The following is a 14,478-nucleotide window of genomic DNA, read 5'->3' as shown; positions in this document are numbered from 1 at the left end:
ACCAGTACTACTATATAGCAAAAACTCATTAAAAAAGCGGATAATGAAATTGCTTTCAGCGTCCGCTTTTTATACTAATCAATCAAGGCAAGATGGCTAATCACCACCTGCCCTCGTTATCCATTTAGGCTCTCGCTCGCTTTTTCTCAGGCTCTCGAATCGACTGCTCTTGCACAGGATCCAGAACACGATCACCATGTTCGTCTTTAATGCGTGTCACCAAACCCATGTTGTTCATAAGCTCAATGAAAGGTGCCGGATCCTGTTCCTCTACGTTAACCATGCGCTTGGCATCCCATGTACCATTGGCAATCAAGATGGCAGCAGCAACGGCTGGCACACCAGCTGTATAGGAAATAGCCTGACTACTCACTTCTTTGTAGCATTCTTCATGATCGCACGTGTTGTAAAGCAGCACTTCTTTTTCCTGCCCGTCTTTGGTGCCTTTGACTAGATCACCAATGCACGTTTTACCGGTATAGCCAGGAGCCAATGAGGCCGGATCCGGCAGCACCGCTTTGACCACTTCCAGAGGCACGATTTCTACCCCGCGGGCGGTACGTACTGGCTTTTCAGACAAGAGACCCAGATTTTTCAGAACCGTAAACACATTGATGTAGTGCTCACTAAAGCCCATCCAAAAGCGAATATCAGGGACATCAAGAAAATGCGATAAGGAGTGTAACTCATCGTGCCCTGTCAGGTAAGCAACACTTTTACCGGTAACCGGCATATCCCATTCCTTACTGTACTCGAACATTTTACTTGCTTTCCACTGACTATCCTGCCAGGACCAGACCGTTTCAGTAAACTCACGGAAATTAATTTCAGGATCAAAGTTAGCAGCAAAGTAGCGACCATGGTTGCCTGCATTGATGTCAATAATATCAATGGAGTCTACTTTGTCAAAATAATTATCGTAGGCAAAACGAGCATAAGCATTGACCACACCAGGGTCAAAACCAACGCCAAGTATGGCAGTAACGCCAGCCTCTTTGCACGCCTTTGCGCGTTTCCACTCATAGTTAGCATACCATGGCGGATCTTCACATACCTTGTTAGGATCCTCATGAATGGCCGTATCGAGATAAGCGGCACCGGTGCCGATGCATGCCTCCAGCACGGACATATTCAGAAAAGGCGAGCCCACGTTAATCACGATCTGACTACCGGTGGAACGGATCAGTGCCTTAGTCGCCTCAACATCGTAGGCATCCAGTTGGTGTGCCTTCAATACACCGGGGCGTTGTAAATTGTTTTTCTCTTTAATAGATTCGATAATGGCTTCGCACTTACTTAGCGTACGTGAGGCAATATTGATATCACCCAATAGCTTGTTATTTTGTGCGCATTTGTGTGCGGCTACATGGGCAACGCCACCGGCACCGATAATAAGAACATTACGTTTCATAGACGTACTCCCTTTTATATAAAACTTATAGAATCTTTTAAGAAAGGCTGTTGACGTAGTCGTCGTAGCCGAACTCACGGACAACATCAATGCTGCCGTCAAGCTCCTTGATGGCAATGGCAGGCATATGGACACCATTGAACCAGTTCTTTTTAACCATGGTGTAGCCAGCAGCATCACCAATGGATAAACGATCACCCACTTTTAAAGGGGCATCAAAATTGCCTTCACCGAAAATATCTCCGGCCAGGCAGGTTTTGCCACAGATTTGGTAGCGGTGCGCACCGGTGTCATTACCCAGTGGTGCTGTTTCGCGGTAGATAAGCAGATCCAGCATATGTGCTTCAGTAGAGCTGTCCACAATGGCTAGATGCTTACCGTTAAAGGCGGTATCAAGCACACTGACTTCAAGCGTGGTGCTTTGGCGTACTGTTGCTTCGCCCGGTTCCAAGTAGACTTGAATGTTATATGTTTCAGCAAAACAGCGCAGGCGCTCGCAGAATCTATCAAGATCGTAGCCAGGTGTGGTAAAGCTGATACCACCACCAAGACTGACCCATTTGAGCTGCTGCAAAATAGCGCCATAACGCGCTTCCGCCTGAGTCAATAGCTCATCGAAACGGTTGAAATCATCGTTTTCGCAATTGTTGTGGATCATGACGCCGTCAATACGGTCGATCACGGACAAGATACGTTCAGGGTCACCTTCACCCAAACGGCTGAACTGGCGGGCGGGATCGGCAAGGTCAAAACCGGAACTACTGATGCCTGGGTTGAGACGCAGACCGACAGGCTTGCCGGTCGTCTTGGCTTTAAAACGCTCAAGTTGGCTGATGGAGTTGAAAATAATTTTGTCGCTATTGGCCAGTACTTCATCTATTTCATGATCGGCGAAAGCCACGCTGTAAGCATGAGTTTCACCGCCAAATTTCTGATAGCCCAGCTTAACTTCATATAAAGAGGATGAAGTGGTGCCGTCCATATACGGTTTCATAAAGTCGAACACCGACCAGGTTGCGAAACATTTCAGGGCGAGTAACAGCTTGGCCCCGGAGTTTTTTCTGACGTAATCAATAATGTCAAGATTACGTTGCAAAGCGGTTTTATCAATCAGGTAATACGGAGTTTGGATCATATATGTTCTTATACCTTGTTACTAGTATCAGGAGGACGGTTTTTCTTGCTTGAGGCACTGCCTTCTTCGAGGCAATCAAGCACTATGGCCGGGCGGTTTGGAAAGGTGGCGACTACGTCTACCCTGCCACCCAGACTTCCTACATAGTGACTGATGGTGGAGAGCAACATATCGTGGCGTTTTTCGAGACGAGAAATGGTGTCTTGCCCCACTCCCATGGTTTCGGAAAAATCTGCCTGCGTTAGTCCGGCCATTTTTCGCAGCTGTTTAAGCGTAACTCGCTGCATCTCGGACACATCGCTTATGCTATTGTCAGACGCTGTTGCAATGATTGAATTGTCACGATTTTTTGACATGTAAATGTTCTCGATATGAATCAAAGAAGGTATTATGCATTAGAATACATATGGACTCAAGAACATATGCATGCTAATGCATATTTACAACTAAGAAAAAAAAGCGAGCTTTGAAGGATTACTCCAAAGCTCGCTTTTTCAGGCTTTTCAGTGCTGAAGATTAATAGTACATTTCAAACTCAACCGGATGAGGCGTAATACGTAAACGATTAACCTCTTTGGTTTTAAGCTCAATATAGGCATCAATTAGATCATCGGTAAAGACACCACCTGCCAACAAGAAGTCACGGTCTTTATCTAAAGCCTCTAAGGCCTGCTCTAATGACTCAGCCACGGTTGGGACTTTTTTGTCCTCTTCGGGTGGTAAATCGTAGAGGTTTTTATCCGCCGGATCGCCCGGGTGAATACGATTTTGAATACCATCAAGACCCGCCATCAACAAGGCTGAGAAGCATAAGTATGGATTTGCCAACGGATCAGGGAAACGCACCTCAACACGACGCGCATTAGGACTATTGGTATAAGGGATACGAATAGAGGCGGAACGATTACGAGCCGAATAAGCCAACTTAACCGGCGCTTCAAAGTGTGGTACTAAACGCTTATAAGAGTTAGTGCCCGGATTACAAATCGCATTTAAAGCACGCGCATGCTTGATGATACCGCCAACATAAAATAAAGCCGTTTCAGACAAGCCGGCATAGCCATTACCCGAAAAGAGGTTCTGACCATCCTTCCAGATTGATTGATGCACATGCATACCTGAACCGTTATTACCAACGAAAGGCTTAGGCATGAAGGTCGCTGTTTTACCGTAAATATGGGCTAAGCTGTGGATGGTATATTTCATAATCTGATTCCAATCCGCACGCTGCACCAAGGTACCAAAACGGGTACCAATTTCTAATTGCGCCGTCGCTACTTCAGCGTGGTGGATTTCAACCGGCACACCCTGCTCATCCAGGAGTAAGCACGCTTCAGAGCGAAAATCAGCAAAAGCATCAGCTGGCGCAACCGGTGCATAACCGCCTAAATGGCGTGGTCGGAAACCGTTGTTGCGACCGTCCATCTCATCGCCACTAACCCAATCACCCTGATCAGAATTAATTTTAAAGCTGCTGTGATGGGCCTGGTTATTCCAAGATACGCCATCAAAGACAAAGAACTCTGGCTCAGGACCAAAAAACGCCGTATCACCAATACCCGTAGACTTTAGATAAGCCTCAGCGCGACGAGCGACGGAACGTGGTGCTCGCTCATAACCCTTTAAATCAACCGGGTCCAACACATCACACACTAGCACCAAGGTTTTTTCTTCACGAAAAGGATCAAGACGTGCCGTACTGGCATCAGGCAACAGCAACATATCTGAAGCCTCTACCCCCTTCCAACCCGGAATAGAGGAACCATCAAAGGGATGACCCGACTCAAAATACTCCTCATCCAACAACCTGGCGGGAATAGTCATATGATGCTCTTTACCGATTGTGTCAGTGTAGCGAAAGTCGACAAACTCGACTTCGTGCTGACCAATAAGTTCAAGAACTTGAGTAGGGGTAGTCATGAAATTCTCCTGACATTAATAGTTAAATACTTTAATAATATATTATGACGTTTTTTCTTGGGCTTTTTGGGCAAAAAGACAATTTACGATGTAAGAAAATCTTAATAACGTCTTAATCCATGCGTTTAATCTAAAAATAGCTCCTGCAGATCATTTAAAAAGCGCCAGCCCAGTTCGGTCGGTTTATAGCGTAGCGCAGAATCTTCCAAGAGCTTTTTCTCAATGGCTTTGCTCAATTGCTTTTGCATGATGATAGGCGATAGCCCCGTATGCTCGATAAATAGACCGGCCTCAACCCCCTCTCGTAAGCGCAAGGCATTGAGCATAAACTCAAAAGGAATATCCTCAGTCGCCAATTCACGCCACTCAACCTGATGCGAACCATCAGCCTTTATCGCATTCGCCATCCAATTATCCGGTGAACGCTGATTAACCGTGCGAACAATCTTGTCAGGAAAACTGATTTTGCCGTGGGCGCCCGGACCAATCCCCAGATAATCACCAAACTGCCAATAGTTTAGATTATGCCGTGCATAACCGCCCTGCTTTGCATAGGCTGACACCTCATAGTGCTCATAGCCTTTGGCAGAGGTTAAAGCAATATTTTGTTCCAACATATCATCAACCAACTCATCATCCGGCAAGTCTCGCGGAGGATATTTAGCAAAGACAGTATTAGGCTCCATGGTCAGGTTATACAGTGACAAATGCTCTGTCTCGTAGCTCAAGGCTCTTTGTAAATCGCTTTGATGATTGGCTAAGGTTTGCGTTGGCAAGGCAAACATCAAATCCAAATTAATGCGCTCAAAATAACGCTGGGCAATATCAATGGCTCTACAGGCTGCATCGGCATCATGAATACGGCCTAATAACTTCAGGTGCTCGTCATTAAAACTCTGAACACCAAGCGATAGGCGATTAATGCCGCTTGCCGCAAACTCTTTAAATTTATCGGCCTCAACCGCACCCGGATTGGCTTCCATAGTGATTTCAACGTTAGGCGTAATACCCAGTAAATTTCTGAGGATGGACAGCAAACGGTCCATCGCCGACGCTGAGAGCAAGCTCGGCGTCCCACCACCGATAAAGACGGTCTGTATGGTGCGACCCCAGATGTGCGGTAAATGATGAATTAAATCCGCCTCAAGCGCCTGCAAATAGTGCTCTTCGGGAATACCGCCCTTCAGTGTATGCGAATTAAAATCACAATACGGACACTTCTGCACACACCAAGGCACATGCACATAGACAGACAATGGCGGCAAGCTGCTGCTAAAGCGTGGACCTGCTTGAATTAGCCCAGTGTCTTGCTTGGCTTTGTCCTGGCTGCCGCTAGTTGATGCCGTATCGCGATGAATAGTAATCGTCTTCACTAGTTCGCCGCTTCCATCTCAGCAATCAGCTTTTTAAGCGCCATAGCGCGATGACTCAGGCTGTTTTTAAGCTCGGGTGACATTTCAGCGGCTGTTTGCTGATAGTCAGGCACATAAAAATGCGGGTCATAGCCAAAACCATGTTCCCCCTTAGCCTCTTCCTGCACCACACCACACCACCAAGCTTGAGCTATAAGTGGCGCAGGATCGTCGGCATGTCGCACAAAGACGAGCACCGCGATATAAGCCGCTGATTTGTCCTCATGCTTTTGCAACTCGCGCAAAAGACAGGCGTTGTTATTAGCGTCGGATTTCTCTTCACCAAAGAGCGTCGCATAGCGCGCTGACAATACCCCAGGCGCACCATTAAGCGCAGTGACCACAATACCGGAATCGTCAGCCACCGCAGGTAAACCCGTTTGCTGACTCGCATGACGGGCTTTTTTAAGGGCATTTTCCACAAAGGTATGATAAGGCTCATCACACTCAGTGACGTTAAACTCGCCCTGAGGCGTGATTTTAATATCGTACTGATCAAATAAAGCGGCAAACTCCCTGAGCTTGCCCGGATTATTTGAGGCCAAGACGATTTGATTTAATTTACTTAGTAATGACATAAAAGCACTTAAAAATTATTGCTGAGGCCATGCATCTTGCTGAACACGAAGTAACTGGGCAATACCTTTGCCGGCTAAAGTGAGTAAAGAATCAAGCTCTGCTTTACTAAACACCTGACCCTCAGCCGTACCCTGAACCTCAACGTAGTGCCCGCTACCGGTCATCACGATATTCATATCAGCATCGCAGGCAGAATCTTCAGCATAATCAAGATCAAGCACCGGGTGCTCATTCCACATACCGACTGATACAGCGGCAACACGATCATTTAAAGGATTTTCTGCAATAGCGCCCTCTTTGAGGAGTCTGGAAACGGCATCAGCCAACGCAATCCATGCACCGGTAATGGCTGCGCAACGGGTACCGCCATCAGCCTGCAAAACATCACAATCCAGATGAATGGTACGCTCACCTAGTTTCTTCAAATCAGTCACAGCACGTAAACTGCGACCAATCAAGCGCTGAATCTCTTGGGTACGGCCACTTTGCTTGCCACGCGCCGCTTCACGATCTGAGCGGGTATGCGTAGAACGCGGCAACATGCCATACTCGGCAGTGACCCAGCCCTGCTCCTTGCCCTTTAGGAATGGTGGTACTTTGTCCAGCACACTGGCATTGCAAAGTACGACAGTCTGCCCCACTTCAATCAGTACCGAACCCTCAGCATAAGGCGTAAAGCCACGAGTGATTTTAACCTGGCGCATGGAAGAGCTTTCACGCCCCGACGGTCGCGGAACATCTATATTATAAGAAGTGACAGACATAATTTCCTCTAAAAATTTGTACAAAATTTGCGATATGCCATATTATAAGGCCTTCGCAAGAAAATTTTTACTATACACACGATTCTTTTAAGGTACTTTTTATGATTTCCAGTATGACCGCCTTCAGTAATCTCAAGACTGAATCTGAGTACGGTACATTGCAAGTTGAGCTGCGTTGCGTCAACAACCGCTATCTTGATTTAAACCTGCGCATCCCCGAGGATTTTAGAGCCATTGAGGATAAACTGCGTGAACTGGTCGGTCAGCACCTACATCGTGGCAAAGCCGAACTAAAAATTTCCTTTAAATCTCAGGCGCTCAAAGACAAATTTGAACTTGAGCCAAAGACCTTAAATCGTGTGGTTGAGGAAATTGACAAGCTACGGGCTTATTTTCCTGATATGCCGACGCCCGGCTTTGCCGACATTCTTGCTCTAGGTCAAGAAATCCAAGCCCTGGATGAGGCTAGTGAAGAAGAAACCTCAGAAGATACGGCGCGCTTAGCGGCAGTCTATGCCTTTTGTCTGGACACCGTAGGCCTGGCATTGGATGAATTCGTGGCCATGCGCCAGCGTGAAGGTGCACGTCTTGCGGAAACGATGAGCGGTTATGCTAATGAGATTTTGACAATTGTGCAACAGCTAGAGGCGCAGCAAGGGCAATTACTGGAAGCACAAAAAGAAAAAATCAAACAACGCCTCACTGAAGCATTAGAAGCAGTCGCCCCTAATGGTTTCGAACTCATCTCCGGCGAAGAACTCTCCGGACGCATCGCCCAAGAAGCCTCACTCTTTGGCATACGGGTTGATATTGCCGAAGAAATCACCCGATTAAAGTCACATACGACTGAGTTGCAACAGCTATTGAGTGTGAGTGAGGAAGGTAGTGATTCTGCAACAGGTGTTAAGAATAAAAACAAACAAAGCTTGGGAAGACGTCTAGACTTCTTGTTTCAAGAAATGAATAGAGAAATCAATACTATAGGTTCCAAAGCCTCCTCACTGGATAACACGCAGGCGGTGATTGAGATGAAGCTTTATGTGGAGCAGTTGAGGGAACAGGCGTTGAATATTGAGTGATTTGAGGGATTTTTTGAAATTATTAAGGGAAAGATTTGACAAGATGCCAAGTAGCACATATAATCATTCTTTTATCACATGAAGGCGGTTAGCTCAGCTGGTTAGAGCGCTACGTTGACATCGTAGAGGTCGCTGGTTCGATTCCAGTATCGCCTACCAAATTTCTTCTGATAGCTGAGGCTATTAGATCTTTAAAAGCCGCACCTGTAGAGGTTGCGGCTTTTTTGATGGATGTTTTAGAGTGGTATGGATTTGTTGGGCACGTTGGAGTGTCAATATGGCCATATCTATTTCAATCAAACAAGTCGCCTGCGAAAGGTTTTTCATTTTCATCCTTTTAAACACACAACTCGAAGCTTAGCATGGCAGCCGGTGTATTACGTGACGGGTGTATCTTTTTAAATAAAAGTCACTTTGCTTAGATTAGTGAGCGTAACGTTCTTAGCCTCAAACGTCAACTAATTGATGCTGTTGGTGATTGAAAATCATGCCTAGTCTTATAAGCTTTTATTTTTCTTATCATTAATAAGCAAATAAACCATCATAATCGTATAAAACATTACTATACCCAAAACCATAAACTAGCGCCATCTTCGACTAATTACTCTTTTCTATCTTAAAATACTTACAAAATCTGTTAAGTTCTGATACATTCAAATAAACTAATAAATGTGTGTATTTTCGGAGCTAAGTATGAGTTCTATTGATGAAGGTTACCTGCAACAAGTAGATGAGTTTTTGAGTAGACCGGAACAAATGTGGTTACTAGGTGCAGGCATCAGCTATCAGGCAAACATCCCCTTGATGGCTCCCCTAACTAAACAAGTTTTAAATCTGTGTGAAGGCTCTTCAAACATAACTTTGTTAAAAGCATTGTTAAATGAGCTACCAAAGGGAAGTCATATAGAACATCTTTTAAGCCACCTCGGTGATTACACCGCTATCGCAGACAGAGTTTCTTCTAAAGAAATTACTATTAACGACACTCAATATGGAATAGACACCCTTCAAGCAGCTCACCTTGAAGTATTAAAACATATAGCAAAAACGGTACGCTGGGGCTATTGTCAGGCTAATGAGCAAAATGAAGAAAAGATTGGTTCATATGAAGAACCCATAGTTACTATAACAGAACATATAAATTTTATAAAAGCGCTTTTTGAAAAACGACAAGCTGGACTTGACAATAGACGTTCTCCAATCCGTTTTTTTACTACAAATTACGATACTCTTTTGGAAGATGCCTTAGCCCTTTGCTCTATTCCATATTGGGACGGTTTCTCAGGCGGAGCGATTGCATTCAGGAATTATAGATTTGGTGATAGTGAACCTGAAAAAGGCTTCCGAGCCCATGTAATTAAATTACATGGCTCAATTGACTGGCATTTAAGCAATGACGATCAAGTATTAAGAGTTAGAGATCATGACCTTTATCCAAAGAAGTCTGATCGAGTGTTAATTTATCCTCAAGCAACAAAATATATTGCCACACAACGAGATCCTTTTGCTGCACAATTCGATATTTTTCGACGTTCTCTATTAAATGGTAGAGACAATATTCTTGCTATTTGCGGATATAGTTTTGGTGATGATCATATTAATCAAGAGATCGAATTTGCCTTATCAAACTCTAACAGTAAAACTACAGTCCTAGCTTTTTGTTTTGAGAGTGATGGGCTCCCAGAAGTTCTTGATAATTGGCGTAACTCTTCCTTTGGCAAAAGAATATACATCCTCACTCAAAATGGATTATATGTAGGTAAAAAAGGCCCTCTCAATATGCCAGCTGATGGATTGAAATTAAATTGGTGGACTTTTGAAGGTCTCACTAAATTACTTAAAGATGGTGTTGAAGGAGCAATATGATGAATTTTGAATTAGTACCAGATCTAAAAGTTGGGAATATCGTTGAGGTGTCTGGAACATCAATTAGAATAGAACTCAGCGGTGAAGTCACTGAATTAACGCGTAGTTATCAAGGAATAATCTATCCCATAGGACAAATTGGTAGCATCGTAAAGATACATTTTGGCAGACGCCTAGTATTTGGATTTGTCACTCTATTAAGAATGCGTTCTGAAGACTTAATTGAATCTGGATTACCCATCCCGCCAGAAGCTGACCAGCGGATTATGGAAGTCGAATTATTCGCAGAAGGAGTTTGGCATACTGCAACTAACTCTCTAAAGTTTACTAGGGGTGTCTCAACCTATCCCCTTCCACGACAAAATGTCTATCTCCTAACACGAGATGAAGCTGTAGATTTATATCAGTCAGCTGAGGGACATATTCAAGAAGAGCAGATAGATCCATTAGTACCTTTTGCTACTTATGTTGGCGCCGACTCAGCATCATGCAGGGCGAATATAGATAAAATGTTTAGTATGCACTCTGCAGTACTCGGCTCAACAGGCTCAGGAAAATCAGGTGCTGTTGCTGCTTTACTCCACAGTGTCCTTGAACATAAACCAAGTAATCAAGAGTCCTTACGACCACGAATCATTATTATAGACCCGCATGGAGAATATGGGCATGCATTTAAAAATAACGCTACTCTCTATCGTGCTTATGATCCAATTGAGGGTGAAAGCAATCAAGGTAAACCTATTCAATTACCTTACTGGCTTATGTCTGCAGATGAATTTAGAACGCTAGTAATTGGAAAAACTGAATTTGAAGCTACCTCACAAAACAATGTCATTTACAAAGCACTCACTCACGCAAGATTAGTTGCTGCAGGATTGGCTGAATCTGCTCCGACTACGTATGAACAAGATGCTCCGACCGATGCTGATACTCTAGATGAGTCTCGCCCTAAAGAAGGTATCACTAAAGAGCAAATTATTAAATTTGACGCAGATAAACCATATCCATTTTGCTTAAATGAACTCATCAACCATATTATTTATATGCAAGGCGCACGCTTTTCAAATGGAAAAGTGCAACGCGTGACTGAAAGCGATTTTTCAAAATACTTCAAATCCATCTTAGATAAACTTGGTGTTCTTCGTCGCGATCCTAGAATCAATTTTTTAATGACCAATTGGGATCAAGGAACATCCCCTACACTCGCAACAATATTATCTCAATTCATTAACCTCTCAGAACAACAAAATGAAAATCAAAAAAATATTCATATTTTAGATATTTCTGGCTTGCCTAACGAAGTAGCCGGCCCTTTGACTGGGATGCTTGGTAGATTATTATTTCAATATAAACTCTACCAAACATCTGATGAGCGCAAAAAGGATCCTATTCTTTTGGTTTGTGAAGAAGCGCACAGATATGTTCCAGATAAAGGAGAGGCTCAATACGCTACAGCTCAAACAGCTATACGGAGAATCGCACGAGAAGGCCGAAAGTACGGACTGGGTTTAATGCTTGTTAGCCAACGACCTGCTGATGTAGAAAGCACGGTGATATCACAATGTGGCACATGGCTCGTTTTACGCTTAACTAATCAAGCGGATCAACAGCATGTTGCTCGTTTTCTGCCAGATGGGCTTTCAGGTATGACTAAAGCTCTTCCAAGTCTTGGTCAACAAGAAGCCATTTTTGTCGGTGAAGGTGCATCCTTACCTGCTCGAATTAGGATTCGCGACCTCACAGAAGACAAGCTTCCTCGCTCTCAAAGCGCAAAATTCGCAGAAGGTTGGACAGGAACAGGATTAAGCTTTGAAGAAATTGAAGTCATTGCCAAACGTATGGCGAGTCAGCCTACGGCAATTGAGCCTTGAACGTTATGAGAATACCCATAGATAGTTCAGAAATAATAGAAACTTTAAATAACCTCTATCTAGCAGCTTATCATCACTGACTAACGACTGACTAAAGGAAGGAATAATGCCCATGATAAAACCTGATTTAGTGTGGTCGTCACTAACACCTTAAGTTTAACCAGCTGCCCTAGTTAACTCTGCATGGCCTTGATAATTAAGTTTTTAATACTTTTAAAATACGCTTGAAACTGGACTCAGAGGCTATATAAATGTCGTTATCCAGAAGCTTAAGGACAATTTAAAAAATGGTGCACTCTGGCTGCTTATATACGAGTAGAGTCCTCTGACGTTATTATTCGGTTAGCGCATGCGCATAGACTCGTTTAGCCGCTTCTCGACGTTTATCCACTAATGCATTCTCCTTAGATCTTAATTCTTTTTCTAGTTATCAGCACTTTTTGCATTCGGCTACTAAGACAGCTTTAGTCACCAACCTTTCCGTTAGACCGACTGATTCAAAAGCGCCTTACCACACATCAAACTGCTTCGGATAAATGCCGTGCTCACGCACAATGTTATCGGCAGTGTAGAACGTCAACTACTTTGTCCGATCGTATTGCCTCATATAAGAATGTTACCCAAGCAGTTGTAGTTGCCTCATCAGTTTGTTACTTAAATCATCTCATGAAATAGTTTAATTAATAGTCCCTACAATTTCTGTATTGAATAATATTTCCTCAATTTGACATTGCCGGCGATATTTCAAACGGCGTTGTAATGTTCTTAATGGAGATAAGTCAGGGTGTTTTTCTGGCATTTCCTGATTTAAGCGATTCAGAATTTCACGGCCCGTCAGCTCTGGCTGGATCAATAACCAACCATCAATTAGGGGCCAAGCATCTTCAAAAGGGTCTGTTCTTGTACGCCACCAACGTTTTGGTTTAGCTTTTTTTTGATGGGTTGGGCGTATTTCACCTTTTTCCCAAGCCGACTCCAGATCACGCAAGAATGAATTAAGACTGTTTGTCGTTGTGTCGTTATCTTTTTTAAATTCATAACGATGATTTTTGGTGAGACTGTAGCTAGCTAAATTGCTTTGTGCTTGTCTGATACCGTGTAATAAGGCGATGGGGTCGAGCGTTAAAAATTTCTGCTGTAATCGTGATTTAGTTTCTTCACTGATATCAGGAGAATCCAATAGGCGCTGATAAGGCGATTTGGGGGCATGGTAAGTTTTGTGTACGTGCGCACCTTTTCTATGCTTTGTTTTCAGTTTAAAACTTGGTTGAAAAAAATTAATATATAAGCGCGATAAGCAATATAGCTCAGCCAAGGCGTCAGTAGCTGCATGCCCACTAAGGCGACCATAACCAACAAGCTTTCGTACAATGGCACCATTTTTTTGCTCAACCCATGCCTGGTCATTTTTCTTGTAAGCCCGTGATCTGGTTAACTCCAAATCATATTTAGCACAAAAATCAAAGACCATTTGATTCATAAAGGCACTGTCATTATCCGTATCGATACCCTGCATTTTAAATGGTAATTGATGTTGAGCTTGTACGATTGCTCGAATGGTCAATACTTGATTTCGCATGGGTAAAGCAATACATTCAGTCCACCCGGAGGCGATGTCAGTGAGTACAAAACTATGAACAAAGTTACCATCATGTTTAAGACCACCACAGTGCTCAACCATGTCAACCTCAAAAAAGCCGGGAGGAGGATCACGCCAATCAGAAAAAGTACGAATAGGAACGACGCGTTGAATTGCGTTAGCAGACGTTCTGCGCCGCCGGTTACTATCATTTGCTTTTATTCTGCTTGGTTTTAATAGCCTATCGATGGTTGCTGCACTAATTTCAAGCAACTTATTTTTTATGACCGGCTCAACGCTTAAATGACCATAGCGTTCCATTGCATCTAGCAATATTGGGATCATAGGTTTAAGTCGTTTACTGCAAATACGGTCAGATGCTTCCCACAATAATCAGCTGCTCGACGACCTGGCTGTCATAATAAGGACTTAGCTTAGGAGTTGATTTAACATCACGACTAGATTCGCTTAGGATTCTTATCGCGTGTTTTCTATGGTAATCCGTTAAGGCGATAAATTCATCCAGTATTCTGCTTTTATCGGAACGACTTGCGCTTTTATACCGTTTACTTAATGCCGTTATTAGCTCTTTACGTGTAGCCATTGATAGTTTCCTCATCGTCATAATACACCACCAATTATCAAGGTAATTAGTAGCAATTTACGTGAGGCAACTACTTAAGGAAAGTAGCAAAAATGATGAGTCAATGCGCCAGTCAAGTTAATTGTCGCTCTATAGCGCAGCGAGCCGGTAATCCCCCCACAAAACCATAGCAATTAGAAGTAGAATTTCTTATAAAGGAAATTCAATGAAACGATCACGATATACTGACAGCCAAATTATGGCGATTCTTAAACAAGC

The 14,478-nt window shown here is 43.6% G+C and carries 12 protein-coding genes and 1 tRNA gene; 4 read left to right on the top strand and 9 right to left on the bottom strand.

All coding sequences use genetic code 11. The features are described from left to right. Positions 1-124: 124 nt before the first annotated feature. From B092_RS0107530 to rph, 7 genes are all read right to left on the bottom strand, one after another. Positions 125-1,411 (bottom strand): saccharopine dehydrogenase family protein, encoded by a 1,287-nt coding sequence (locus B092_RS0107530; protein WP_018574646.1) that lies wholly within the window; start codon positions 1,409-1,411, stop codon positions 125-127. Positions 1,412-1,448: 37 nt separating this feature from the next. Then, positions 1,449-2,546: a carboxynorspermidine decarboxylase gene (gene nspC / locus B092_RS0107525; protein WP_018574645.1), complete on the bottom strand. Its 1,098-nt coding sequence runs from the start codon at positions 2,544-2,546 to the stop codon at positions 1,449-1,451. A gap of 8 nt (positions 2,547-2,554) precedes the next feature. Then, positions 2,555-2,902, bottom strand: a complete 348-nt coding sequence (locus B092_RS13960; RefSeq protein WP_083907494.1) for a helix-turn-helix domain-containing protein — start codon at positions 2,900-2,902, stop codon at positions 2,555-2,557. Between the two features lie 160 nt (positions 2,903-3,062). After that, positions 3,063-4,466 carry a type I glutamate--ammonia ligase gene (gene glnA / locus B092_RS0107515; RefSeq protein WP_018574643.1) on the bottom strand — a complete coding sequence of 468 codons (1,404 nt, stop codon included), beginning with the start codon at positions 4,464-4,466 and terminating at the stop codon, positions 3,063-3,065. 125 nt (positions 4,467-4,591) lie between these two features. Then, positions 4,592-5,839: a radical SAM family heme chaperone HemW gene (hemW, locus tag B092_RS0107510; protein WP_018574642.1), complete on the bottom strand. Its 1,248-nt coding sequence runs from the start codon at positions 5,837-5,839 to the stop codon at positions 4,592-4,594. Further along, positions 5,839-6,456 (bottom strand): RdgB/HAM1 family non-canonical purine NTP pyrophosphatase, encoded by a 618-nt coding sequence (gene rdgB / locus B092_RS0107505; RefSeq protein ID WP_018574641.1) that lies wholly within the window; start codon positions 6,454-6,456, stop codon positions 5,839-5,841. Before rdgB ends, hemW begins: the two co-directional genes overlap by 1 nt. Positions 6,457-6,471: 15 nt before the next feature. After that, complete coding sequence (gene rph, locus B092_RS0107500; RefSeq protein ID WP_018574640.1) at positions 6,472-7,221, bottom strand: ribonuclease PH; 750 nt, start codon at positions 7,219-7,221, stop codon at positions 6,472-6,474. A 101-nt stretch (positions 7,222-7,322) separates the two neighbouring features. Between rph and B092_RS0107495 the strand changes: the two genes are divergently transcribed. From B092_RS0107495 to B092_RS0107480, 4 genes are all read left to right on the top strand, one after another. Further along, positions 7,323-8,300 carry a YicC/YloC family endoribonuclease gene (locus B092_RS0107495; RefSeq protein WP_018574639.1) on the top strand — a complete coding sequence of 326 codons (978 nt, stop codon included), beginning with the start codon at positions 7,323-7,325 and terminating at the stop codon, positions 8,298-8,300. Positions 8,301-8,382: 82 nt separating this feature from the next. Next, positions 8,383-8,459: transfer RNA gene (locus tag B092_RS0107490), tRNA-Val, on the top strand. 534 nt (positions 8,460-8,993) lie between these two features. Next, positions 8,994-10,166, top strand: coding sequence for an SIR2 family protein (locus tag B092_RS0107485; protein ID WP_018574638.1), 1,173 nt, complete (start codon positions 8,994-8,996; stop codon positions 10,164-10,166). Then, positions 10,163-12,037, top strand: a complete 1,875-nt coding sequence (locus tag B092_RS0107480) for an ATP-binding protein (RefSeq protein WP_026253664.1) — start codon at positions 10,163-10,165, stop codon at positions 12,035-12,037. The genes B092_RS0107485 and B092_RS0107480 overlap by 4 nt, the downstream gene beginning before the upstream one ends. Positions 12,038-12,713: 676 nt before the next feature. Here the strand turns inward: B092_RS0107480 and B092_RS13950 are convergent. Together B092_RS13950 and B092_RS15880 are read right to left on the bottom strand one after the other, a co-directional pair. After that, positions 12,714-13,961 (bottom strand): integrase catalytic domain-containing protein, encoded by a 1,248-nt coding sequence (locus tag B092_RS13950; protein WP_244870500.1) that lies wholly within the window; start codon positions 13,959-13,961, stop codon positions 12,714-12,716. A 28-nt stretch (positions 13,962-13,989) separates the two neighbouring features. Next, positions 13,990-14,220: a hypothetical protein gene (locus tag B092_RS15880; RefSeq protein ID WP_232244185.1), complete on the bottom strand. Its 231-nt coding sequence runs from the start codon at positions 14,218-14,220 to the stop codon at positions 13,990-13,992. Positions 14,221-14,478: the final 258 nt, after the last annotated feature.

Origin of the sequence: Oligella ureolytica DSM 18253, assembly GCF_000373745.1 — a bacterium.
GTDB lineage: Bacteria > Pseudomonadota > Gammaproteobacteria > Burkholderiales > Burkholderiaceae_B > Oligella > Oligella ureolytica.
Note: the sequence above shows the minus strand (reverse complement) of the source record. Positions and strands in the feature narration are given on the sequence as shown.

What these genes read in the sequence shown, in the direction of transcription:
- B092_RS0107485 (WP_018574638.1), top strand. Translation starts at nt 8,994, where the DNA reads ATGAGTTCTATTGATGAAGGTTACCTGCAACAAGTAGATGAGTTTTTG.
- rph (WP_018574640.1), bottom strand. Translation starts at nt 7,221, where the DNA reads ATGTCTGTCACTTCTTATAATATAGATGTTCCGCGACCGTCGGGGCGT.
- B092_RS15880 (WP_232244185.1), bottom strand. Translation starts at nt 14,220, where the DNA reads ATGGCTACACGTAAAGAGCTAATAACGGCATTAAGTAAACGGTATAAA.
- glnA (WP_018574643.1), bottom strand. Translation starts at nt 4,466, where the DNA reads ATGACTACCCCTACTCAAGTTCTTGAACTTATTGGTCAGCACGAAGTC.
- rdgB (WP_018574641.1), bottom strand. Translation starts at nt 6,456, where the DNA reads ATGTCATTACTAAGTAAATTAAATCAAATCGTCTTGGCCTCAAATAAT.
- nspC (WP_018574645.1), bottom strand. Translation starts at nt 2,546, where the DNA reads ATGATCCAAACTCCGTATTACCTGATTGATAAAACCGCTTTGCAACGT.
- B092_RS0107480 (WP_026253664.1), top strand. Translation starts at nt 10,163, where the DNA reads ATGATGAATTTTGAATTAGTACCAGATCTAAAAGTTGGGAATATCGTT.
- B092_RS13960 (WP_083907494.1), bottom strand. Translation starts at nt 2,902, where the DNA reads ATGTCAAAAAATCGTGACAATTCAATCATTGCAACAGCGTCTGACAAT.
- B092_RS0107495 (WP_018574639.1), top strand. Translation starts at nt 7,323, where the DNA reads ATGATTTCCAGTATGACCGCCTTCAGTAATCTCAAGACTGAATCTGAG.
- B092_RS0107530 (WP_018574646.1), bottom strand. Translation starts at nt 1,411, where the DNA reads ATGAAACGTAATGTTCTTATTATCGGTGCCGGTGGCGTTGCCCATGTA.
- B092_RS13950 (WP_244870500.1), bottom strand. Translation starts at nt 13,961, where the DNA reads ATGATCCCAATATTGCTAGATGCAATGGAACGCTATGGTCATTTAAGC.